This window comes from Bradyrhizobium sp. B117 (assembly GCF_038969555.1).
Classification (GTDB): domain Bacteria; phylum Pseudomonadota; class Alphaproteobacteria; order Rhizobiales; family Xanthobacteraceae; genus Bradyrhizobium.
The window spans coordinates 351,061-372,523 of the sequence record NZ_CP152414.1 but is presented as its reverse complement, the minus strand read 5'-3'; the positions used below and the strand labels follow the sequence as shown (position 1 = coordinate 372,523).

General features: G+C 64.8%; 21 protein-coding genes. 9 read left to right on the top strand and 12 right to left on the bottom strand.

What is annotated here, in order from left to right:
- Positions 1-244 precede the first annotated feature (244 nt).
- Positions 245-1,018, top strand: coding sequence for a DUF4167 domain-containing protein (locus AAFG16_RS01765; RefSeq protein WP_342736832.1), 774 nt, complete (start codon positions 245-247; stop codon positions 1,016-1,018).
- A gap of 53 nt (positions 1,019-1,071) precedes the next feature.
- Here the strand turns inward: AAFG16_RS01765 and AAFG16_RS01760 are convergent, their stop codons facing one another.
- Complete coding sequence (locus tag AAFG16_RS01760; protein WP_342736830.1) at positions 1,072-1,818, bottom strand: methyltransferase domain-containing protein; 747 nt, start codon at positions 1,816-1,818, stop codon at positions 1,072-1,074.
- 108 nt (positions 1,819-1,926) lie between these two features.
- On the opposite strand from AAFG16_RS01760, the gene gloB reads away from it, so the two are divergent.
- Both gloB and AAFG16_RS01750 read left to right on the top strand, forming a co-directional pair.
- Entirely contained in the window at positions 1,927-2,694 is a 768-nt protein-coding gene (gene gloB, locus AAFG16_RS01755) for a hydroxyacylglutathione hydrolase (RefSeq protein WP_342736828.1), read from the top strand.
- A 23-nt stretch (positions 2,695-2,717) separates the two neighbouring features.
- Positions 2,718-3,140, top strand: a complete 423-nt coding sequence (locus tag AAFG16_RS01750) for a cupin domain-containing protein (RefSeq protein ID WP_283083301.1) — start codon at positions 2,718-2,720, stop codon at positions 3,138-3,140.
- A gap of 73 nt (positions 3,141-3,213) precedes the next feature.
- Here the strand turns inward: AAFG16_RS01750 and AAFG16_RS01745 are convergent, their stop codons facing one another.
- The 3 genes from AAFG16_RS01745 to AAFG16_RS01735 form a co-directional block, all read right to left on the bottom strand.
- Positions 3,214-4,083, bottom strand: coding sequence for an EamA family transporter (locus AAFG16_RS01745; RefSeq protein ID WP_283083300.1), 870 nt, complete (start codon positions 4,081-4,083; stop codon positions 3,214-3,216).
- Between the two features lie 118 nt (positions 4,084-4,201).
- Positions 4,202-4,927 carry an acetoacetyl-CoA reductase gene (gene phbB / locus AAFG16_RS01740; protein WP_283083299.1) on the bottom strand — a complete coding sequence of 242 codons (726 nt, stop codon included), beginning with the start codon at positions 4,925-4,927 and terminating at the stop codon, positions 4,202-4,204.
- Between the two features lie 239 nt (positions 4,928-5,166).
- Positions 5,167-6,345 (bottom strand): acetyl-CoA C-acetyltransferase, encoded by a 1,179-nt coding sequence (locus AAFG16_RS01735; RefSeq protein WP_342736825.1) that lies wholly within the window; start codon positions 6,343-6,345, stop codon positions 5,167-5,169.
- Between the two features lie 315 nt (positions 6,346-6,660).
- On the opposite strand from AAFG16_RS01735, the gene phaR reads away from it, so the two are divergent.
- Together phaR and AAFG16_RS01725 are read left to right on the top strand one after the other, a co-directional pair.
- Positions 6,661-7,251 carry a polyhydroxyalkanoate synthesis repressor PhaR gene (phaR, locus tag AAFG16_RS01730; protein WP_342736823.1) on the top strand — a complete coding sequence of 197 codons (591 nt, stop codon included), beginning with the start codon at positions 6,661-6,663 and terminating at the stop codon, positions 7,249-7,251.
- 106 nt (positions 7,252-7,357) lie between these two features.
- Complete coding sequence (locus AAFG16_RS01725; protein WP_342736821.1) at positions 7,358-7,978, top strand: class I SAM-dependent methyltransferase; 621 nt, start codon at positions 7,358-7,360, stop codon at positions 7,976-7,978.
- Between the two features lie 151 nt (positions 7,979-8,129).
- On the opposite strand, the gene AAFG16_RS01720 is transcribed toward AAFG16_RS01725, so the two are convergent.
- The gene (locus AAFG16_RS01720; RefSeq protein ID WP_342736819.1) at positions 8,130-9,017 is read right to left on the bottom strand and encodes a branched-chain amino acid aminotransferase; all 888 of its coding nucleotides are present in this window, start codon (positions 9,015-9,017) and stop codon (positions 8,130-8,132) included.
- Positions 9,018-9,152: 135 nt separating this feature from the next.
- Here AAFG16_RS01720 and AAFG16_RS01715 point away from each other — a divergent pair, with 135 nt between their 5' ends.
- Positions 9,153-10,088: an alpha/beta hydrolase gene (locus AAFG16_RS01715; protein WP_342736817.1), complete on the top strand. Its 936-nt coding sequence runs from the start codon at positions 9,153-9,155 to the stop codon at positions 10,086-10,088.
- A 167-nt stretch (positions 10,089-10,255) separates the two neighbouring features.
- Here AAFG16_RS01715 and AAFG16_RS01710 read toward each other — a convergent pair whose 3' ends face one another.
- A complete protein-coding gene (locus AAFG16_RS01710) occupies positions 10,256-10,504 on the bottom strand; it encodes a hypothetical protein (RefSeq protein WP_283083293.1) in 249 nt (82 codons plus the stop codon).
- Positions 10,505-10,687: 183 nt separating this feature from the next.
- On the opposite strand from AAFG16_RS01710, the gene AAFG16_RS01705 reads away from it, so the two are divergent.
- Positions 10,688-11,590 carry a hypothetical protein gene (locus AAFG16_RS01705; RefSeq protein WP_342736815.1) on the top strand — a complete coding sequence of 301 codons (903 nt, stop codon included), beginning with the start codon at positions 10,688-10,690 and terminating at the stop codon, positions 11,588-11,590.
- Positions 11,591-11,826: 236 nt separating this feature from the next.
- The gene (locus AAFG16_RS01700; RefSeq protein ID WP_342736813.1) at positions 11,827-13,407 is read left to right on the top strand and encodes a diguanylate cyclase; all 1,581 of its coding nucleotides are present in this window, start codon (positions 11,827-11,829) and stop codon (positions 13,405-13,407) included.
- 16 nt (positions 13,408-13,423) lie between these two features.
- Here AAFG16_RS01700 and AAFG16_RS01695 read toward each other — a convergent pair whose 3' ends face one another.
- Complete coding sequence (locus AAFG16_RS01695) at positions 13,424-13,984, bottom strand: hypothetical protein (protein ID WP_027563499.1); 561 nt, start codon at positions 13,982-13,984, stop codon at positions 13,424-13,426.
- 100 nt (positions 13,985-14,084) lie between these two features.
- The gene (locus tag AAFG16_RS01690; protein ID WP_152102070.1) at positions 14,085-14,549 is read right to left on the bottom strand and encodes an Lrp/AsnC family transcriptional regulator; all 465 of its coding nucleotides are present in this window, start codon (positions 14,547-14,549) and stop codon (positions 14,085-14,087) included.
- Positions 14,550-14,709: 160 nt separating this feature from the next.
- On the opposite strand from AAFG16_RS01690, the gene AAFG16_RS01685 reads away from it, so the two are divergent.
- Positions 14,710-15,726 (top strand): 1-aminocyclopropane-1-carboxylate deaminase, encoded by a 1,017-nt coding sequence (locus AAFG16_RS01685; protein WP_342736808.1) that lies wholly within the window; start codon positions 14,710-14,712, stop codon positions 15,724-15,726.
- Between the two features lie 186 nt (positions 15,727-15,912).
- Here the strand turns inward: AAFG16_RS01685 and recQ are convergent, their stop codons facing one another.
- The 4 genes from recQ to AAFG16_RS01665 all read right to left on the bottom strand — a co-directional run bounded on the left by recQ (position 15,913) and on the right by AAFG16_RS01665 (position 21,186).
- Positions 15,913-17,778 carry a DNA helicase RecQ gene (recQ, locus tag AAFG16_RS01680; RefSeq protein ID WP_342736806.1) on the bottom strand — a complete coding sequence of 622 codons (1,866 nt, stop codon included), beginning with the start codon at positions 17,776-17,778 and terminating at the stop codon, positions 15,913-15,915.
- 249 nt (positions 17,779-18,027) lie between these two features.
- The gene (locus AAFG16_RS01675) at positions 18,028-18,771 is read right to left on the bottom strand and encodes a polysaccharide deacetylase family protein (protein WP_342736804.1); all 744 of its coding nucleotides are present in this window, start codon (positions 18,769-18,771) and stop codon (positions 18,028-18,030) included.
- 105 nt (positions 18,772-18,876) lie between these two features.
- Entirely contained in the window at positions 18,877-19,872 is a 996-nt protein-coding gene (locus AAFG16_RS01670; RefSeq protein ID WP_342736802.1) for a homoserine O-succinyltransferase, read from the bottom strand.
- A gap of 12 nt (positions 19,873-19,884) precedes the next feature.
- A complete protein-coding gene (locus AAFG16_RS01665) occupies positions 19,885-21,186 on the bottom strand; it encodes an O-acetylhomoserine aminocarboxypropyltransferase/cysteine synthase family protein (RefSeq protein ID WP_342736800.1) in 1,302 nt (433 codons plus the stop codon).
- Positions 21,187-21,463 lie beyond the last annotated feature (277 nt).

Here is a 21,463-nt window from a genome sequence, read left to right as displayed (position 1 = left end):
TGCGCTTGAAGACTTACGCAACAAAGCTGGGCTTGTTTCGGCAGGCGATATGAATGGGTTCGCTGGCGATGGATGCTGGCGAGTGGGGAACGCGTCTTTGTTGAACGCGACGGTCGACGAACATCGGCAGGGTTCGATCCGCTCTTGCGCGCGGTGCGCGCGAGACATGTGAACCGCTGTCAGCAGGTCACTCCTAGCAATCAGTAATGCGTGCAACCTTTAGGGCTGGAATTAAAGGCAGGACATGAGAAACGGTCAGAACAAGCAGCGGATGCGCAACCGCAACAACAATAACAACAACAACCGGCGCGGCCAGAACCCGATGACCCGGGTCTACGAGTCCAACGGACCCGACATCAAGATCCGCGGCACGGCCTCGCATATTGCTGAAAAGTATCTCCAGCTGGCGCGGGACGCGCGCTCCTCCGGCGACCCCGTTGCAGCCGAGAACTACTACCAGCATGCCGAGCACTATTTCCGCCTGATCGCGGCGGCCCAGGAACAGTTCCGGCAGAACCAGCAGCAGCCGCGCGGCGACGAGCCGGTCAGCACCAGCGACGATGGCGAGGACGACGGCGAGAATTTCTCGAATTTCGGCCAGGAGCCGGGTTTCGTTCCGCAGCCGCCGCAGCAGCCTTACGCGCGCGAGGGCCAGCGCGATCATCACCAGCGTGATCACCAGAGCCGCGACAACCAGCAGCCCTATCAGCGCGACAACCAGCAGCCGCGCGAGCACCGCGAACGCGACCATCGTCCGCAGCCGCAATATCAGCCGCAGCCGCAACCTGCGAACCAGCCGCAGCCCGTCATCGCCGATGCCGGCAGCGTCGACCGCCTGCCTTCCTTCATCACCGGCGCACAGCCGCAAGCGAATGTCGGCGCGAATGGCGGCCAGGCTGGCTTTGAGGGTGGCGGTGGCGAACGCTATCCGCGCCGCCGGCGCCGGCCGCATGGCCCGCGCCCCGAGCGCGAGGCAGCGCCCGCCGGTTCGAGCGACGATCTCGCGCCCGGCGAGTAAGCCTTTTCCGAAAGTCTGAATGGAATCGTCCCGGCCCCGCCGGGACGATTTTTTTAGCTCCGCGTGACCGTGGTCGAGGACGGCACCAGCACCGGCTTGGTCAGTGCGGGAATGAGGCGCGCGCGTTCGTGCTTGGCGGGGATCGCGCGGTAGACCTGCTTGGTGGCTTCGACGATGTGCACCCCGGCAAAGGGCAGCGACAGCGCCGCGCCGGCACGCTCCCACATCTGCGCCGATTTCAGCACCCAGCCGCCGGCATAGGGCGGCATGAACAGCGCCTCGCCCCAGGCGGTCGGCGTGAACCAGGTCTGGCGCAGCAGCTCGGTGATCTGCGAGCGCGAATAGGGCCGGCCGTGGCCGAACGGCGTGTTGTCGGTGCGGGTCCACACCCCGCGCCGGTTCGGGATCACCGCGATGACGCGCCCCGAGGGCGACAGCACGCGCCACACCTCGCGCAGCAGCGCCGCCGGATCGTCCGACATCTCCAGCGCGTGGACCAAGAGGATGCGGTCGACGGCGGCGTCGGGGAGCGGCAGCGTGAATTCATCCACCAGCGAGGCCAGCGCCGGCCGTCCCGTCGGCCATTTCAGCACGCCCTGGGCCGCCGGCATGAAGGCGATGCAGCGCTCGGCATCCTCGCGAAACAGCCCCAGATAGGGCGTCGGATAGCCGATGCCGAGCACGCGCTGGCCCCCGGCATTCGGCCAGCGCTCCCTGATGCCGCGATTGATCATTTGCCGCGCCACGATCCCGAGGCGGCGGGAATAGAACTCGCGAAGATCGACGACATCGATGCTCATGACGGCAATGTAACATGCACAAGGGCACTGCTGCGCGCGGAATATTGCATTGCCTGCGCAACGTTAACGCCATATTTGTCTGGCGGGGCTGAGCGCGATGGAGATGTCATGGCCGCCGAAATTCGTACTTTCAACTGTTTAAGCGACAATTTCGGTTATCTGATCCACGATGTGGAAACCAAGGCAACCGCGTCGATCGATGCGCCGGAGGCCGGCCCCATCCTTGCGGCGCTGGAGCGCGAGGGCTGGCAGCTCACCGACATCCTGATCACCCATCATCATGGCGATCATGTCGGCGGCGTCGCCGAACTCAAGCAGAAATACAATTGCCGCGTCGTCGCGCCGCACGACAAGACGACGAAGATCGCGAACGTCGATCTGCGCGTCGCCAATGCCGACGTGGTCAAGATCGGCAATCTGTTGGCGCGCGTCGTCGAGACGCCGGGCCACACGCTCGACCACGTCTCCTACATGTTCGACAATGAGAAGACGGTGTTCGCCGCCGACACGCTGTTCTCGATCGGCTGCGGCCGAGTGTTCGAGGGCACCTATCCGATGATGTGGGACTCGCTGTTGAAGCTGCGCGCCCTGCCCGACGACTTCAAGCTCTATTGCGGCCACGAATACACGGCGTCCAACGTCAAATTCGCGCTCACCGTCGAGCCTGATAACGCGGCGCTCCAGGCGCGCGCGGCGGAGGTGGCGAAGCTGCGGGCCGAGAACAAGCCGACGATTCCCTCGCTGCTTGGTGACGAGAAGCGAGCAAACGTGTTCCTGCGAGCTGATGCGCCCGAGGTCGCAGCCAAGCTACACATGAAGGGCGCGGATGCCGCCGCGGTGTTCGGCGAGCTGCGCGAGCGAAAAAACAAGTCCTGAACAAGCAAGTCCTGACTGGATCGATGCCGACCGCAGCCGAGATCATCGCACGCCTCGAACTCCGCCCGCATCCCGAGGGTGGGCACTATCGCGAGACGTTTCGCGACCAGAGCACGGATGCCAATGGCCGTTCGCGCTCGACCCTCATCTACTTCCTGCTCGCACGCGGCGAACGCTCGCACTGGCACCGCATCGATGCGGTCGAGACCTGGCATTACTACGCCGGCGCCCCCCTGATGCTGCGCATCGCCCATGACGGCTGCTCCCAGCACGAGGTGCGGCTCGGCACCGACCTGCTCGGCGGCGAGCGCCCGCAGGCGATCGTGCCGGCGAATGCCTGGCAGATGGCGGAGACCACGGGCGAGTGGACGCTGGTCGGCTGCACTGTTGCGCCCGCCTTCGAGTTCGCCAAGTTCGAGCTGGCGCCGAAGGGCTGGGAGCCGTAGCTCGACGCGGTCATTCGGGAACGGCGCGCAAGCGGCGAACTATGATGCGCAATTGCGCATCGGAGAATGACAATCACCTTTTCCGCAGCACCATGTCCTTCGCCGCAATCAGGCCGCCGCCCGCGATCAGGATCGCAGCGATCGCGATGTTCGCGCTGGCCTTTGCAAAACCCGCGGCGATGAGGAAGCCGGTCGAGAGCAGCGGCGTCGCGTAGGACGCCGCGCCGAGCACGCGGATGTCGCCGCGCTTCATGCCGATGTCCCAGGCGTAGAAGGCAGCGCCGACCGGGCCGATGCCGAGCCCGATCACGGCGAGCCATTGCAGCGCGGACTCCGGCCACACGGTCGTCTCAAGCACACCATGCATCAGCGCGGCGAGCACGGATGTGGCGAGGCAGAAGCCGGCGACCGCATCGGTCGGCACCGCCTTGAGCCGGCGCGACAGCACCGAATAGGTCGCCCAGACGAAGGCGGCGATGAAGGCTGCAATCAATCCCGGCACCGCCCCCGGCGCGAAGCCGCTGGTGTTGCCGGCGAACAGCAGCACGGTGCCGACGAGACCGAGCACGGCGCCGATGATGTGGTGTAAGGCAAGCCGCTCGCCCGGCAGGAAGGACGAGAACAGCACGATCAAGAGCGGCCACATGTAGTTCAGAAGGCCAGCTTCCGCCGGCGGCGCGAAGCGCAGCGCGAGGAAATACAGCGCGTGATAGCCGAACAGGCCGCCGACGCCGACGACCCACACGACCAGCGGCTGGCGCAGGCTTTTGGCGGCATCGCCGCGGCCGATCCAGGTCAGCAAGCCGACGAGACCGCCGATCGCAAAGGTCATCGCGGCGAGCTGGAACGCCGGGATCTTTCCGGTCGCCACCGTCATCACTGACAGCAGCGACCACATCAGGATCGCGGTCAATCCGATCAGTGTGGCTGTGCGGGGGGTCATCGATCAAAAGGCTCTGAGGACGCTAATGCCCGGCACGAGGCCGGGCATTTTCGTCTTCACTATCGCCTTGTCTGGCCCGAAGCTACAGGCTTTTGGGTCAAAGACCTGCGGCGATATATCAGGCCTGATACTGGCCGCCATTGATGGTCATGGTCGATCCCGTGATGAAGCCGGCCTCGTCGGCGGCGAGGAACACGACCGCGCGCGCGATCTCCTCGGGCTCGCCGAGCCGGCTGACCGGGATCTGCGGAATCACGTTCTTCTCCAGAACGTCCTTTGGCACTGCCTGCACCATTTCGGTGTTGATATAGCCGGGGCAGATCGCATTCACGGTAATGCCGCCCTTGGCGTTCTCGAGCGCGAGCGCCTTGGTGAAGCCGATGTCGCCGGCCTTCGCCGCGGAATAGTTGACCTGGCCGAACTGTCCCTTCTGGCCGTTGATCGAGGAGATCGAGATGATGCGGCCGAACTTGCGCGAACGCATGCCCTCGATCACCTGGCGCGTCATGTTGAACAGCGAGCCGAGATTGGTGTTTATGACGGCATTCCACTGCTCGAGCGTCATCTTGTGGAAGGCAGTGTCGCGGGTGATGCCGGCATTGTTGACGAGCACCTCGATCGGCCCGAGATCGGCCTCGACCTTCTTCACGCCTTCGGCGCAAGCGTCGAAGCTGCTGACGTCCCATTTGTAGACGGCGATGCCGGTCTCGGCCTTGAACTTCTCCGCCGCGGCATCGTTGCCGGCGTAGCTCGCCGCGACCTTGTAACCTGCCGCCTTCAGCGCCTTGCTGATCGCAGCTCCGATGCCCCTCGTACCACCCGTCACCAATGCAACACGTGCCATATCGTATTCCTTCCCTTGGACTCTTCGGACGTTTCTGAGTGATCGTTTTTAACGGTGGATTATGCGGCTGGTTTGACGGACATCAAGAACAAAACGCCCGGCGTTGAGCCGGGCGTTTGTATTTAGTTGAGGCTTGCGCAGTTGCGAAGAATATTTGATTTGCAACCGCTGCCTTTTTAGTCGCGTGCAACGCACTCGATCAGGTGTGCGGCGCACGCGTCAGTTCACGTCAGCGACGTTCAGTCGCGCGCCAGACACATCGCGATACCCATGCCGCCGCCGATGCACAGCGTGGCGAGGCCCTTCTTTGCATCGCGCTTCTGCATCTCGTGCAGCAAGGTCACCAGCACGCGCGCGCCGGAGGCGCCGACCGGATGGCCGATCGCGATCGCGCCGCCATTGACGTTGACCTTCGAGGTATCCCAGCCGAGGTCCTTGTTGACGGCGCAGGCCTGCGCCGCGAAGGCCTCGTTGGCCTCGATCAGGTCGAGATCGCCGACGCTCCAGCCGGCCTTCTTCAGCGCGGCGCGCGAAGCCGGGATCGGGCCCGAGCCCATGATCTTCGGATCGACGCCAGCCTGCGCCCACGACACAATGCGTGCCAGCGGCTTCTTGCCTTCCTTGGCCGCCTGCTTGGCGGTCATCAGCACCACGGCGGCAGCGCCGTCATTGATGCCGGAGGCCGAGCCTGCGGTGACCGTGCCGTCCTTCTCGAAGGCAGGCTTGAGCTTGGCCATCGCATCGAGCGTTGCGCCATGGCGCGGATATTCGTCGTCGCTGACGACGACGTCGCCCTTGCGGGTCTTGATGGTGACGGGAATGATCTCGTCCTTGAACTTGCCGGCCTTCTGCGCGGCCTCGGCCTTCTGCTGCGAGGCGACTGCGAACTCGTCCTGCTGGGCGCGGGTGATCTGCCACTGCCGCGCGACGTTCTCGGCAGTGTTGCCCATGTGGTAGCCGTTGAAGGCATCCCACAGGCCGTCCTTGATCATGGTATCGACCAGTTCGAGGCCGCCCATCTTGACGCCGCCGCGCAGGTGCTGGGCGTGCGGAGCCATGCTCATGGATTCCTGGCCGCCGGCAACCACGATCTCCGAATCGCCGTTGAGCAGCGCCTGGTAGCCGAGCGCGACGGTGCGCAGGCCCGAGCCGCAAAGCTGGTTCACGCCCCAAGCCGGGCTTTCGACCGGAATGCCGGCTATGATCGAGGCTTGGCGGGCGGGGTTCTGGCCCTGAGCCGCGGTCAGGATCTGGCCCATGATGACTTCCGAGACCCGGCCGGGTTCGATGCCACCACGCTCCAGCGCGGCCTTGATGGCGACGGCGCCGAGATCATGGGCGGGAAGGGTCGCGAAGGCTCCGTTGAAGCTTCCGACCGGGGTGCGAGCGGCGCTGACGATGACGACATCGTCTGACATGGGCATCTCCTGGGGCTTGAGGTTTTCTAAAAAGGGGCAGGCGGGCGGTTGGGAAAAGGCCCGTCAGTCTCGTCAGGCATCCTGTTAACGTCGTTGAGGCATGTCAATCGGCCGGCGACCGAATCCATGCCGCAGCGCATTCAAAATAGCGTTCTTGGCGCTTTCGCAAGCACGTTTTTGCCGCCCGATTAACCGTGGCGCACAAAACGGTAGCGTGACCCCTTTGAAAATGCTTATTTTGTTGCGTTGCGTACTCTTCCCGCCCTGCGGCATAGCCGCCGGGTTCCCGTTCTCAGCGTTTGCAAGTGAGAGCCCATGGCGAAATCAGACCAACCCACCACGATCAAGAAATACGCGAACCGCCGGCTCTATAACACCGGAACGAGCACCTACGTGACGCTGGAAGACCTCGCCGCCATGGTCAAGGACGGCGAAGATTTCCTGGTCTACGACGCCAAGACCGGCGACGACATCACCCGCTCCGTGCTGGCCCAGATCATCTTCGAGCAGGAGAACAAGGCCGGCCAGAACCTGTTGCCGACCACCTTCCTGCGCCAGCTGATCCGCTTCTACGGCGACAGCATGCAGATGGTGGTGCCGAAATATCTGGAGCAGTCGATCGCGACGCTGACCCAGGAGCAGGAGAAATTCCGCAAGCAGATCGCCAACACGCTGTCCGGCACGCCGTTCGCGCCGCTGGAAGAGCAGGTCCGCCGCAACATGGAGCTGTTCCAGCAGACCTTCTCGATGTTCAAGCCGTTCGCCGCGCCCCGCTCTGCAGCGAGCCCCGAGCCGGAGCCGGATGCGAACGCCGAGGCACCCAAGGACAGCAATATCGACGACCTGCGCCAGCAGATGAAGGAAATGCAGGAACGCCTCGAGCGGATGTCGAAGAAGGACGAGTAGCCCTTCGTTCGCGCCGGCGCGTCCGCATCCGGCGGACGCGCGAATTGCCACTTTATCCCGGCAGCGCCGCTTACGCGCTGCCGTCCCGGCCGAGGCCGGAGCCGCCATGCCTGACCGCACCACGCACTGGGACAACGTCTACGCCACCAAGGGCGAGGCCGAGGTCAGCTGGTTTCAGGACAGCCCAACGATCTCGCTCGACATGATTCGCGCGGCCGCTCCGGACCATGACGCGGCCATCATCGATATCGGCGGCGGGGCCTCGCGGCTGATCGATGCGCTGCTGCGGGACGGATATCGCGATCTCGCCGTGCTGGATCTTTCCGCCAACGCGCTTGATGCGGCGAAGAGGCGGATCGGCGCCGCCGCTTCAACGGTCGACTGGATCGTCGCCGATGCCACGACGTGGCGGCCGGCAAAGACCTACGATGTCTGGCACGATCGCGCGGCGTTTCACTTCCTGACCGATCCGCACGACAGGGCTGCCTATGTCGAGCGCCTGCGGTCGGCAGTCAAACCAGAAGGGCATGTCATCATCGCGACGTTTGCGCCCGAGGGCCCGGAGAAATGCAGCGGCCTGCCGGTGCAGCGGCACGACAGTACGAGCCTCGCCGCGGAGCTCGGGCCGGAATTCGCACTGGTCGAGACGCGCCGCGAGACGCATCACACGCCGTGGGATTCGACGCAGGCGTTTCAATTCAGCAGGTTTCGGAGGCGGGGTTCATAAGCACGCGACGGGCGCTCGAAGCTGTGGATTCTCGATGCTCCCACAAGCTCGTCATTGCGAGCGCAGCGAAGCAATCCAGAATCCCTCCGCGGAAAGACTCTGGATTGCTTCGCTGCGCTCGCAATGACGGAGTACGCGGAAGCAACGAGACCTACGCCGCCAGCTTCACCGCATGCGCAAAATCCCAATAGAGCTTTCGCGCCTTGGTATAGAGCGGGCCCGGCTTCAGCTCGCGCGCATCGATGCGGATCACCGGCGCGACCTTTGCAAAATTGCCGGTTGAAAAGATCTCGTCGGCGGCGAGGAAGTCGGCATAGCGCAGCGTCTTCTCGACCACGGTGACGCCGTCGCCGCGGAGCAGGCTGATGACGCGCTGGCGCGTGATGCCGTTGAGGAAGGTGCCGTTCGGCACCGGCGTGAACACCACGCCGTCTTTGGCCATGAACACGTTGGAATTGCCGAACTCCGCGACGTTACCGAGCATGTCGAGCATCAGCGCGTTCTGGAAGCCGCGCGAGGCGGCCTCTGCGAGCGCACGCGAATTGTTCGGATAGAGGCAGGCGGCCTTGGCCTCCACCGGCGCGCATTCGGCGGTCGGCCGGCGGAACGGCGACAGCGTGATGGCGTTGCCGACAGGCTTCGGCATCGGCGCCTCGTAGATGCACAGGCACCAATTGGTGGTGTCGGGGTCGAACAGCACGCCGCCGCCCGAGCCGTTCTGCGCCCAGTACATCGGACGGATGTAGAGCTCGGCATTCGCTCCGAAGCGCGCGATACCTTCATTGGCGAGCGAGAGCCAGGTGCCGGTGTCGACCACCGGCTTCAGGCCGAAATTGATCGCGGATTGATTGGCGCGAGCGACGTGACGGTCGAGATCGGGCGCGACGCCTTCGAACGCGCGCGCACCGTCGAACACCACAGAGCCGAGCCAGGCCGCGTGCGTGCGCGGGCCCATGATCGGCACATTGCCGTCGTGCCATTTGCCCTCGAAGAAGGTCCAGCTCGGCGAATATTCGATCGGCTTCTTGATCTCGGCCATGGCTGGCCTCCCGTGGAACTGTTTCGGCACTATTGTCCCAATTTCTAAACGATTTGCTGCGGAATTTGGACACCCTCTTGGAGGGGGTAAGACGGCGCAAAGCGGCTATAATGTCCTGGAGTCACGGAGTCTCCCATGCCGCTCGATCCGCTCGCAAAGCGTTTGTTGACCATGATGGCTGCGGCTGGGCCGCGAGCGCGGAGCCGGCCGAGTGTGGACGCACGGCGGCAGTCGCTGGCGAAGCTGATGCAGTTCGCGCGCGCCGACGCGCCTGACGTGACGGCGTCCAACGGCGTGCTGCCCGGCCCAGGCGGAGAGCTGCCCTATCGGCTCTATTCGCCCGCAAGCGCCCGCGAGCACGCGCCGGGCTTCGTGTTCTTTCACGGCGGCGGGCTCGTCGCCGGCAGCATTGCGACGCATGACCGCATCGCGGCGGCGCTGGCGCACGCAACCGGCTGCCGCCTCGTCTCGGTCGATTACCGGCTCGCGCCCGAACATCAATTCCCGGCCGCCGTCGAGGATGCGATCGCCGCCACCGAATGGGTCGCGCGCGAAGCCGCTTCGCTCGGCATCGACGCCGAGCGGCTGGTGGTTGGCGGTGATTCCGCCGGCGCCACATTGGCTGCGATCGTGTGCCAGGAAGCCGCGCAAAGCGCCGGCCTTTCCATCGTCGCACAATGCCTGATCTGCCCGGTGCTCGATTTCGAGGAGACCTCGCCGTCGCGCGAGGAATTCGCCGAAGGCCACCTGATCGATCGCGACACGATCGAGGCCGATCTCGCCGACTATCTGCCCGAGGGCCTGGATGCCGCCGATCCCCGCATCTCGCCGCTGCGCGCGACACGGCTCGCCGGCCTGCCGACGGCGATCATCCACACCGCCGAGTTCGATCCGATGCGCGACGAGGGCAATGCTTACGCCCGCAAGCTGCTCGCCGCGGGCGTCGCGGTCGAGCACGTCTGCCATGACGGCATGGTCCACAATTTCCACGCCATGGGCGCGATCCTGCCGCAGGCCCAGCTCGTGCTGTCCCAGATCGGCGAGCAGGTCAGGCGGGCGGTGGAGAAGTGAGGCACTTCCTTACCCTCTCCCCTTGCGGGAGAGGGTGGATCGCCGCGCAGCGGCGAGACGGGTGAGGGGTCTCTCTCCGCGAATGCGATAGAGCTCGCTGGTTGAGGCATACCCCTCATCCGGCGCTTCGCGCGACCTTCTCCCACAAGGGGATAAGGAAGAAAGAATCACGCGCGCGCGCCGATCACCGCCCTTGCCGCCACGACATATTCCGGCCAGTGCGCGTCCGCATAACGTTCCGCCTGCCGCGCGCAGTTGATATCGGGCGCATGGGCGGCGGCGATCGTGCGAGCGAAGCGCTCTTCGGCGACCGTCACGTCCCCGGGCTCGGACAACGGCGCGGCGGCGGCGACAGCAGTCGGAGCAACAGCAAGCCCCGCCAGACCCGTGAGCAAAATGCGGCGTGACGTGTTCATTTCTGTCGTCCTTCCATTGTCCGGCCCGCACTCTGGCCGGCGAGTGTGTCAATGCGATCACGGCAGGGTAACCGCGCATATCGGCCCCGTCCACCGCTTGCGGATGGCGCTTGACCGCGAGAATGATCACGTTCCATCTAGAACACGATTCCGTCACCAGAGCGCCACGCGCCGGATTGTCACGTGTCCCACCCGCGCCGATCATACCGTCCGGCCTCGCCCGTCGTGATCGGGCTGCTTGGCCTGACGATTTCGGCAGGCACAGCCTTCGCCGCCGATGACGACGAGGACAAACCCACAAAGCCCGCCATCCCGAACATCTACCTCGATCTCCGCACCATCTATGCGACGATCCCCGCAGGCACGCTCGGGCTCGGCTTCGGCAACACGTCCTTGTCCGCCGCGTTCGAAGCGCTGGCGGCACAGCGCGGCACGACGCTGCCGAACGGCTTGCCCGCGGCAAAATCGATCGTCGTCGACCTGCCGCTGACGGTCGACGTCAGCGATCGCGTCTCGCTCTATGGCGGCGTATCGGGCTCGACGATAGATATCGGCGGCGGCTGGTCATCGTTCGACATCACGAGCTGGAACATCGGCGTGCAGGCCGATCTCTATCAGCAGAACGGCGGAAAGATCCCGACCATCACGCTGCAATCGACCCTGACGCAGTCGGTGCCGAACGAGCAGGGCATGACGACCTCGTTCAACAACATCCTGGAATTCGACTACGCGCTCGACGAGGACGAGACGCGCGGCTGGCTCGCGGGCGTGCAGTACACCCACACCGACATCGCCAGCCAGCTCGCCAGGATCAAGCCGAACACGATCCTCTATGCCGGCGGCTATTACCAATGGCCGAGCAATTGGAAGTTCACGGGGCGGCTTGGCGTGCAGTCGTTCGGCGGCGCGCAGCTCGGGGGCCGGACCCTGGCGGAGTCCTTCACCCAGCCGATCCTGCGGCTCGACCTCGATCGCATGGACGACAATGACAACCGCCTGTTCGGCATCACCGCGCTGATCGCGTGGATGCCGAAGCCGTCCTATCAGCTGACCTTGCGCACCCCGCTCTATGCCGTGCGCAACTGACTGCGGTCATGGTGGATTTTGGATGAAGCGCGCCGCCCGCGATTGGCCGGATGGCGGGGCCCGGACCGGGAGCCTTGCCGCTGATATGACGAGCTTTTTCGCACCCGCCGTGCCGCGTCGGCCGTCAACCGATCGTTAATCTTCATCCGAAAACGTCTGTTGCGTTACATCGCCACAAGTAACCTTGCGCGAAACTGGGCCGGCGTTTCGCATCATGTGCGCCCTGGAGGCTGCGAATGTCCCGCTTGGTCTCGGAACGGACGTTCCTTGCTGGGAAGATCTTTTTCAATTTCGGCCAATCGTCGATCGATTGCGTCGTGCGCCGGCTGACCGAGGAGGCCGCGACGCTCGAGATGGAGAGCGGCCTCGGAGTGCCCGAGCGATTCCAGCTCAGGCTCGCCGGGCGCGAGATCCTGGCCTGCCGCGTGATCTGGCGATCCGACCGCCAGGTCGGCGTCGCCTTCGAGCAGCCAGGCAGCGAGCGCCCGACCGGCGAGGAGCGAGAGCGCTCGTCCGACGCGCTGATGCGCAGCCAGATGCTGGCACTGCGCGCCGCGCTCGATCATGTGCCAACTGGCATCGTGCTGCTCGACTCCAATCTCCGAGCGCGCCTGATCAACCAGTCGTTTCGGCAGATGTGGCGCCTGCCCGACGAGGTCGCCGACAGTAATCCCTCCATCCTCACGCTGCTTCATCACGGACGCGACACTGGCGCCTATGAGGTGCCCGACCCTGAGCTCGATGCCTTGGTGGCGGAGCGTGTCCGCGTAATCGAGGCGGGCGATCCGACGCCGATCGATCTGCGCCGGACCAACGGCGATGTGGTGCGCGTCCAGGTCACGCCATTGCCCGATGGGGGACGCATGCTGACCTATACGCCCGTCACCGACATCGTGCGCACCTCGGACGAACTGAAGCTGCTGCGGGATGCGCTGGAGAACGTCCAGGACGGCGTCCTCCTTCTCGACTCCGACTTGCACGCCACCTTCATGAACCGGCGGATGCGGCGATTCTGGGAGGTCAGCGAAGACGAGGCCGCAAACCGGCCTGCCTATTCGTCGCTGGTGCGGCGCCTCCACCGGGCCAGCGCGCCCAATCTGCCAACGAACGAGCTCGTGAAATTCCCGGCGCGACGCGTCGAAGAGGTCAAGGCCGGCGATCACGTCCGCGACCTGCAGACGCCGGATGGAAGGCGCATCAGAGCCCATTGCACCACGATGTCGAATGGGGGCCGCATGCTGACCTATGTCGACATCACCGACCTGACGCAGAAGGCCGCGATGCTGGAGACGCTCGCCACCACCGATCCGCTCACCGGCCTCTACAACCGCCGCCACTTCCTCGACAATCTCGATGCGGAATGGAGCCGGTTCCAGCGCTACTACCGTGCCGTCTCGGTGCTGATGCTCGACATCGATCACTTCAAGTCGGTCAACGATCGCTACGGCCATGCCGTGGGCGACGCCGCGATCAAGGCGGTCGCGGCCGCTTGCCTCGACGGCAAGCGGAAGTCGGACATCGTCGGCCGTCTCGGTGGCGAGGAATTCGCCGTGCTGCTGCCCGAGACCAGCCTGTCCCGGGCGAGGACTGTCGCCGAACGTATCCGCAAGCGCGTGATGAGCACGCAGGTTCTCGCCGACAAGATTCAGTTCGGCCTCACCGTGAGCATCGGCATCGCGGAGGCCACCGTCAGCATGTCCGGCATCGACGCCTTGATGGGCGCGGCGGATCAGGCGCTCTACCAGGCCAAGGCCGAAGGCCGCAATCGCTGCATCGCCTTCGCACCCCCGCCGCCCGCCAGCAAGGCGGCGGAGTGATCGAACGAAGCGGCTCTTAGTCCGGCACCGGCACGTCGAACGTGTTGAGCGTGACCGAGACCATGCAGTAGACGCCGACGAGATAGGACAGCTCGGCCGCTCCGTGCTCGCCGAATTCCTTCACCGCCGCCCGATAGGTCAGCTCCGGCAGCACGCCGCCGCTGACCAGCGCCGAGGCCATGTCATAGGCGACCGCTTCCTGCTTGGTGAGATCCACCGGGCGCTGGCCGGCGACGATGGTGGCGAGCTTCTCGTCGGAGAGGCCGCGCTGCTCGGCGACCAGCACGTGGGCATAGAGCTCATAGCCGGAGCGGAAGTGCGAGCCGGTGACGAGGATAGCGACCTCGCGCACCGGCGCCGGCAGCAGCGGGTTCGACGCGACCGCCTTGACCAGCTCCCACACCGGCCCACCGAAGCGCGGTTCGCGAATCCAGGGGTTCCATGGCCCGAGCAGCGCGCCGTCGTCGCGCATGTTCACGAAGCCCTTGAAGTGGTCCTTGATGCCCGCTCGCATGTCGTCATAGAGCGGCTTCTGTTCGGCGGTCAGATCCTTCGGATCGAGAATGGGGAGGCGCACGGCAGGATCTCCTCGTTGAGAAGCGCGGAGGCTCGCCCGCATGCGCCTGCATGGCAAGTGAAGTTGCCGTGACGACCGTGCGATTCGAAAAGTGGCGTGCTCAAAACTCCAGCGGCGCGTTGTCGACGACTTCCTTCATCACGAAGAAGGTGCGGGTCTGGCGCACGCCTGGTAACGCGATGAGCTGCTCGCCGTGGATGCGGTTGAAGTCCTCCATGTCGCCGACGCGGATCTTCAGGAAATAGTCGAAGTCGCCGGCGACGAGATGGCAGTCGAGCACGAATTTCAGTTTTGCGATCGCCTGCTCGAAGATCGCAAAGCTCTCCGGCGTCGAACGGTCGAGCACGACGCCGACCATCACCAGCGTTCCCTTCGCCACCTTCTTCGGCGCCACCATGGCCCGGACGGTCGCGATGAAGCCGTCCTCGAACAGTCGCTGGGTGCGGCGATGGCAGGTGGCGGGGCTTATCGCGACGGTTTCGGCCAGCTCTGCATTGCTGAGCCGGCCGTTATTCTGCAGCAATCTCAATATCTTAAGGTCAGTTCGATCGAGCCGGGCGGCCATGGAAGATGCTTCCACATATAGATGATAATTCGGAAGAAATATGCCTTGATGACGCCATTCTCGCAAGTTCATGCGCAATATGGGCGCAATATTCGAGAGCACATTTTCCCGGGTTGGTGCTAGCGACGTCTCCAGACCTCAACGCCAATCGGGATATCCCATGAAGCTCGACAAATTTCCGCGCTACCCGCTGACCTTCGGCCCGACGCCCATCGAGAAGCTGGAGCGGCTGTCAAAGCATCTCGGCGGCAAGGTCGAGATCTATGCCAAGCGCGAGGACTGCAATTCCGGCCTTGCCTATGGCGGCAACAAGCTGCGCAAGCTGGAATACATCATCCCCGATGCGATCGCCTCGAACGCCGACACGCTGGTGTCGATCGGCGGCGTGCAGTCGAACCACACCCGCATGATCGCAGCGGTCGCCGCCAAGATCGGCATGAAGTGCCGCCTGGTGCAGGAAGCCTGGGTGCCGCACGAGGATGCGGTCTACGACCGCGTCGGCAACATCATGCTCTCGCGCATCATGGGCGCCGACGTGCGCCTGGTCGACGACGGCTTCGACATCGGCATCCGCAAGAGCTGGGAGCAGGCGATCGAGGAGGTGAAGGCGGCGGGCGGCAAGCCCTACGCGATTCCCGCCGGCGCGTCCGTGCACAAGTTCGGCGGCCTCGGCTATGTCGGGTTCGCCGAAGAGGTGCGCAAGCAGGAGAAGGAGCTCGGCTTCAAGTTCGACTACATCATCGTCTGCACCGTCACCGGCTCGACCCATGCCGGCATGCTGGTCGGCTTTGCGGCGGACGGCCGCGCCCGCAAGGTGATCGGCATCGATGCGTCCTTCACGCCGGCGCAGACCAAGACGCAGGTGCTCGAGATCGCGCAGAACACCGCAAAGCTCGTCGAGCTCGGCAAGGAGCTCGTCGCCGACGACGTCGTGCTGATCGAGGACTACGCCTATCCCGCCTATGGCGTGCCGTCGAACGAGACCAAGGAGGCGATCCGCCTCACCGCGCGCCTCGAAGGCATGATCACCGACCCCGTCTATGAGGGCAAGTCGATGCAGGGCCTGATCGACCTCGTGCAGAAGGACCATTTCGAGAAGGGCGCGAAGATCCTGTACGCGCATCTCGGCGGCGCGCCGGCGCTGAACGGTTATGCGTATGCGTTCAGGAATGGGTGAGGTAGACACGAAGATTGTCGTCCCGGGGCGCGACAAAGTCGCGAGCCCGGGACCCATAACCACAGGATCGCATTTGGCGAAGACTTGTGGTTACCAGCCTTCCGTAACCATATCTGCCTGTGACTATGGATCCCGGGCTCGCGACTTCGTCGCGCCCCGGGATGACGAGGTGGATGGAAGGCCCCTCTACCGTGTCCTGATGATCTGCAACAGCTCCTCGCCATAGTGCTCGAGCTTCTTGTCGCCGATACCAGGCACATTGCGGAGTTCGTCCAGCGTGGTCGGCCATGCGCGGACGATGCCGTCGATGGTGGCATCGTGCAGCACGACATAGGCCGGCACGCCGCGCTCGCGCGCGACGTCTGAGCGCCAGGAGCGCAGCCGCGCGCGCAATTCGGGATCGACATCGCCTTGCGGCGCGTCTGCGGCCGGCGCGAGATCGCCGCGCCGGGATTTGGCGCGGCTGGCGCGGACACGCGTGCCGGGCGCTTCCTCGCGCAGCCACACCTCGGTCTCACCACGCAGCACGCCGCGCGAAGAGTCCGTCAGCTTCAGTGCGCCATAGGCTTCGCTGTCGCTCTGCAAATGGCCCATCGCCACCAGCTGCCGCAACACGGTGCGCCACTGCTTCTCGTTGAGCTCGCGTCCGATGCCGAATACCGAGAGCTTGTCGTGGCCGAACTGCGTCACCTTCTCGGTCAGGCGGCCGATCAGCACATCGATGAGATGCATCGCGCCGAAACGCTGGCCGGTGCGATAGGCGCAGGAGAGCAGCTTCTGCGCCAGCACCTTGCCGTCGCGCATCTTCGGCGGCGTCAGGCAATTGTCGCAATTGCCGCAGCTCTCGCCCATCACGATCTCGCCGAAATAGGCGAGCAGCCGCCGGCGCCGGCAATGCGCCGTCTCGGCAAGGCCGACCAGCGCGTCGAGCTTGCCGATCGAGACCCGTTTGAACTCGTCCGAGCCGCTGGATTCGTCGATCATGCGGCGCTGCTGCACGATGTCCGAGAGGCCATAGGCCATCCAGGCCGCCGACGGCTTGCCGTCGCGGCCGGCGCGTCCGGTTTCCTGGTAATAGGCCTCGATGCTCTTGGGCAGGTCGAGATGGGCAACGAAGCGCACGTCGGGCTTGTCGATACCCATGCCGAAAGCGACGGTCGCCACGATGACGATGCCGTCCTCGTTGAGGAAGCGGTCCTGGTTGCGCGAGCGCACGCTGCTGTCGAGACCAGCGTGATAGGGCAGCGCGGCAATGCCGGCATCGTCGAGTGCGGCGGCGACCTCCTCGACGCGATTGCGCGATAGGCAATAGACCACGCCGGCATCGCCGGCATGCCGCTCGCGGATGAAGTCCTTCAGCTGCGATACCGCGTTGCGCTTGTCCACGATCTCGTAGCGGATGTTGGGGCGGTCGAAGCTGGAGACGAATTGCGGCGCGTCCGTGAGCCGAAGCCGCTCGACGATCTCCTTGCGCGTCAATTCGTCGGCGGTCGCCGTCAGCGCGATGCGCGGCACCTCGGGAAAGCGCTCGGCGATGATGGAGAGGCCGACATATTCAGGGCGGAAGTCATGGCCCCATTGCGAGACGCAATGGGCTTCGTCGATCGCGAACAGCGCGACCTTCGCCTGCGCCAGCAGCGACAGGCAACGCGGCGTGACCAGGCGCTCCGGCGCGACATAGAGCAGATCGAGATCACCGGCGATCAGGCGGCGTTCGATATCGGAGGCTTCCTGCGGGCTGAGCGAGGAGTTCAGCGCGGCAGCGTTGACGCCGGCTTCGATCAGGCCGGCGACCTGGTCGCGCATCAGCGCAATCAGCGGCGAGACCACGATGCCGCAGCCTTCCCGCAGCAGCGACGGAAGCTGATAGCACAGCGACTTGCCGCCGCCGGTCGGCATCAGCACGAGGCAATTGCCGCCGTCGGTGACATGCCGGACGATCTCGCCCTGCGCGCCGCGGAACCCCGGCAGGCCGAACACCGAATGCAGCACCGACAACGCGTCGCGACCATTGGCCGGCGCAGACAGCGGAGCGGTAGAGGACGTGGACATGGTGCCGGAGCGATGCTTTGGGATTCGTCACAAGGCCAGTCGCATGCTGGCGCGGGCGTGGCAAGACCGTTTGGGGGGCTGGACGATGTCTTCCCGTCTCCCCTTGTGGGAGAGGGTGGCTCGCCGCATGAGCGGCGAGACGGGTGAGGGGTACTATCAGCAAACTCGATGGAGTTGGATTTGCCGATAGAACCCCTCATCCGGCGCTTCGCGCCACCTTCTCCCACAAGGGGAGAAGGAAGAGAGCGGCTACGCCCCGATTCGTCCCAGCGCTTCGGCGACCGTCACGATCGGCAAGTTGCGCTTTCCTGCCGCCTCCAGCGCGTGGCGCATCAGGGCCGGTGTGCAGCCATAGGGGCTCGGCGTATCAGCGACGTCGTGGCCGTAGAAGATCAGCCAGCCGCCGCTTGCGACCGCCACGTCGAAATAGCGATCGATGCCCGCTTTGTCGATTTCGCGATCGACCAGGGGCGAAGCGCGCAGGAACTGGAGGTCGATGACGTCGCTGTTGACGCCGGGCAGGATGCCGCGCGCCGAGCGGAAAGCCTTGGCGAGCTGCGGCTTGCGCCAGATCGAGGCGATGCCATAGGGGTAGGCGAAGTTCTCCAGCCTGATCGAGGAATCGATGCCGCGGAAATGACTGCGGTTGCGCTCGATCTCGCGGGCCATCGCAGCCTCGTCGAGATCGGCCGAGCTCCGGTGCGAGAAGGTGTGGCAGGCGATCTCGTGACCGGCGCGGTGCAGCCGTACGATGGCGTCATTCGACAGGCCATGCCAATGGTCCGACGGACGGTCGATCAGGCTGCCGGCGATGTAATAGGTGCCGCGGCCGCCATGCGCTTCGAGCAGCGAAGCACCCTCGCCTGCGGCGCTGTCGGGCGCGTCATCGAAGGTGAAGCTCACCATTGGCGCATGCGCGGGCAGGCGGTGCGACGCGGCGCGGAAATGCCGGGCCAGCCGATTGCTCACGCGTCCCTGAAGTGCCGACCACACGACCGCATTTCCTGTTCGCCCCGATTCGCTCAATCAAACATTCGTATGCGGCCCGAGGCAAGCTTCACACTTCGTTAGTCCTAACATGGAGCCCGCCGCCCCGATCTAGCGCGCCACGACCGACGCGTCGGCGTTCGCGCCGAGATATTGCAGCCAGTTGCGGAAAAGCACCGCTGCCGCGCTGCCGGCCGCGATATCCGTGCGCAGATTCAGCGCGGGCAGCTCGTTGGTCAGCGCCGGATGACGCTGGTGCTTCGCCTGCTTCTCGAAGCGGAGGAGCTTCTCTTCCGTGGCTGCGTCAAAATAGCTCACCGGCAGGTGCGGATAGATCTCGCGCTCACGGGCAAGATAGCGGCCGATGTCGCGCAGATATTCGCGCTGGAGCGACAACGCGTCGTATTCCGGGTGGCCCTGGAAGAACACGAAGCGGCTGGCATATTGCCGGATGAAGACGTCGACGCCGGCCTGAGCCGAACGCGTCAGCACCCGATAGCCGGCGTCGTCGAGATCGCTCTCGGCGATCTCGTTCAGGCGCGAATGCGAGACTTTTAGCGGCGCGGGCGCCGCGCGGATCAGGGTATCGTCCGTCACGGCCTCGCAGTCGAAGACACCGTGACATTTGGTCGGCAGCCGCCGCCGTTCGATACGATCGAGATGCAGCACCGCCGCATGCGCGGCAAGGCACGACCAGATCGTCGAGCGCGTGTGGAGCTTGGCCCAGTCGATCAGATCGGTGAGATCCCGCCAATACGGCTCCTGGTCGAGCTCGGGTGCGACCGGCTCGGCGCCGGTCACGATCAGCCCGTCGAATCTGTGCCGCCTGAGATCCGCGAGATCGGAATACTCACTCTCGACATGCCACTTCGCTTCCGGCGAACGTTTCACGGAAGGCAGCGAGAAGCAGTGGAAGCGGATGCGGCGCGCACCGGCCGCGGCCTGAAGCAGCTTCATGAACTGCCGTTCGGTCGCCTTCAGCGCCGTATCAGGCATGTTATTGATCAGGCCGATGGTGAGCTCGCCGTGGTCGCGCGCGAGATCGCGCTCCGCCGGCACCAGCGCCGGGCTCGAGATACCTTGATCCCTGTCGATCAAGATCGTCATCGGCCCCGCCGCCTACTCCGCGGCCTGGAGGCGCGCCCACGGACAGGCCTTTGCGAGCGCCTGGTCGATGTCCTCGATGATGTCTGAGGCATGCTCGATGCCGATCGACAGGCGGATCGTCTCCGGCAGCACGCCGGCGGCACGCTGCTGGTCGGCCGACATCTGCCGGTGCGTGGTCGAAGCCGGATGGCAGGCCAGCGACTTGGCATCGCCGATATTGACGAGGCGCGTGATCAGCTTGAGCGCATCGTAGAAGGTCTTGCCGGCTTCCATGCCGCCCTTGATCCCGAAGGTGAACAGCGACGACGCGTTGCCGTTGAGATATTTCTCGACCAGCGGATAATAGGGGCTGTCCGGGAAGCCGGTGTAATTCACCCAGGCCACGCGCGGATCGCCGCGCAGGAATTCGGCAACCTTGCGGGCGTTCTCGACATGGCGCTCCATGCGCAGCGCCACGGTCTCGATGCCCTGGAGCAGCAGGAAGGCGTTGAACGGCGACAGCACCGAGCCCATCGTGCGCTGATAGACGCTGCGCGCGCGCTCGATATAGGCGGTTCGGCCGAAGCGCTCGGCATAGACGAGGCCATGATAGGAGGCGTCCGGCTTGTTGTAGGCCGGGAAGCGGTCGGCGTGCTTGGCCCAGGGGAAGTTTCCGGAATCGACGATAGCGCCGCCGAGCGTGGTGCCGTGGCCGCCCAGGAACTTGGTCAGCGAATGCACGGCAATGTCGGCGCCGTAATCGAACGGCTTGAGCAGGATCGGGGTGGCAACCGTGTTGTCCACGATCAGCGGCACGCCGTGGGCACGCGCGATCTTCGCGAGTGCCTCGATGTCGCAGACATTGCCGGCGGGATTGCCGATGGTCTCGGCGAACACCGCGCGGGTGTTCTCGTCGATCAGCCTCGCGATCGCGTCCGGCGCGTCGCTTTCGGCGAAACGGCCGGTGATGCCCTGCCGCGGCAGGATGTGCGAAAGCAGCGTGTGCGTGGTGCCGTAGAGTTGCGGCACGGAGACGATGTTGCCGCCGTGATCGGCGACATTGACGAAGGCGAAATGCAGCGCGGCCTGACCGGTCGCGACCGCAAGCGCGCCGACGCCGCCTTCGAGCTGGGCGATGCGCTTCTCCAGCACCGCGCTGGTCGGATTGGCGATGCGGCTGTAGCGGAAACCTTCGGCTTCGAGATTGAACAGCGCCGCGCCATGGTCGGCGCTGTCGAAGGCATAGGCTGCGGTCTGGTAGATCGGCACGGCAACTGCGTGCGTGGTGGCTTCGGGCTCGTAACCGGCGTGAATAGCGATCGTCTCGTTGCGCATCGTGCCACCTCCGCGTGGAGCGGGCCGCACTTATTGGCCTGTATGAGGCATGTGCGTTGTCCGCCGTCCCTCTGTTAGAGGCGGGTGGTAAAGCGGACAATAATTCGCATAGAGATCGAGGAAGTAACCCTAACAGCTGTTGGTGAATTGGCCGGAATTCGGGTTAATTTGGATTAATGAATCGCAGCGCGCTGGTGCAGCTTGCCCGGCGCTATTTCTTTTTCTCATTGCGGGCCGAGTGCGCCATCATGCGCAGGCGAGCACTTCAAACGTTCTC

What these genes read in the sequence shown, in the direction of transcription:
- AAFG16_RS01700 (WP_342736813.1), top strand. Translation starts at nt 11,827, where the DNA reads ATGTCCCGCTTGGTCTCGGAACGGACGTTCCTTGCTGGGAAGATCTTT.
- AAFG16_RS01715 (WP_342736817.1), top strand. Translation starts at nt 9,153, where the DNA reads ATGCCGCTCGATCCGCTCGCAAAGCGTTTGTTGACCATGATGGCTGCG.
- AAFG16_RS01690 (WP_152102070.1), bottom strand. Translation starts at nt 14,549, where the DNA reads ATGGCCGCCCGGCTCGATCGAACTGACCTTAAGATATTGAGATTGCTG.
- AAFG16_RS01665 (WP_342736800.1), bottom strand. Translation starts at nt 21,186, where the DNA reads ATGCGCAACGAGACGATCGCTATTCACGCCGGTTACGAGCCCGAAGCC.
- recQ (WP_342736806.1), bottom strand. Translation starts at nt 17,778, where the DNA reads ATGTCCACGTCCTCTACCGCTCCGCTGTCTGCGCCGGCCAATGGTCGC.
- AAFG16_RS01685 (WP_342736808.1), top strand. Translation starts at nt 14,710, where the DNA reads ATGAAGCTCGACAAATTTCCGCGCTACCCGCTGACCTTCGGCCCGACG.
- AAFG16_RS01735 (WP_342736825.1), bottom strand. Translation starts at nt 6,345, where the DNA reads ATGTCAGACGATGTCGTCATCGTCAGCGCCGCTCGCACCCCGGTCGGA.
- AAFG16_RS01750 (WP_283083301.1), top strand. Translation starts at nt 2,718, where the DNA reads ATGCCGACCGCAGCCGAGATCATCGCACGCCTCGAACTCCGCCCGCAT.
- AAFG16_RS01765 (WP_342736832.1), top strand. Translation starts at nt 245, where the DNA reads ATGAGAAACGGTCAGAACAAGCAGCGGATGCGCAACCGCAACAACAAT.
- AAFG16_RS01745 (WP_283083300.1), bottom strand. Translation starts at nt 4,083, where the DNA reads ATGACCCCCCGCACAGCCACACTGATCGGATTGACCGCGATCCTGATG.
- AAFG16_RS01720 (WP_342736819.1), bottom strand. Translation starts at nt 9,017, where the DNA reads ATGGCCGAGATCAAGAAGCCGATCGAATATTCGCCGAGCTGGACCTTC.
- AAFG16_RS01725 (WP_342736821.1), top strand. Translation starts at nt 7,358, where the DNA reads ATGCCTGACCGCACCACGCACTGGGACAACGTCTACGCCACCAAGGGC.
- phbB (WP_283083299.1), bottom strand. Translation starts at nt 4,927, where the DNA reads ATGGCACGTGTTGCATTGGTGACGGGTGGTACGAGGGGCATCGGAGCT.
- AAFG16_RS01760 (WP_342736830.1), bottom strand. Translation starts at nt 1,818, where the DNA reads ATGAGCATCGATGTCGTCGATCTTCGCGAGTTCTATTCCCGCCGCCTC.
- phaR (WP_342736823.1), top strand. Translation starts at nt 6,661, where the DNA reads ATGGCGAAATCAGACCAACCCACCACGATCAAGAAATACGCGAACCGC.
- AAFG16_RS01670 (WP_342736802.1), bottom strand. Translation starts at nt 19,872, where the DNA reads ATGACGATCTTGATCGACAGGGATCAAGGTATCTCGAGCCCGGCGCTG.
- gloB (WP_342736828.1), top strand. Translation starts at nt 1,927, where the DNA reads ATGGCCGCCGAAATTCGTACTTTCAACTGTTTAAGCGACAATTTCGGT.
- AAFG16_RS01710 (WP_283083293.1), bottom strand. Translation starts at nt 10,504, where the DNA reads ATGAACACGTCACGCCGCATTTTGCTCACGGGTCTGGCGGGGCTTGCT.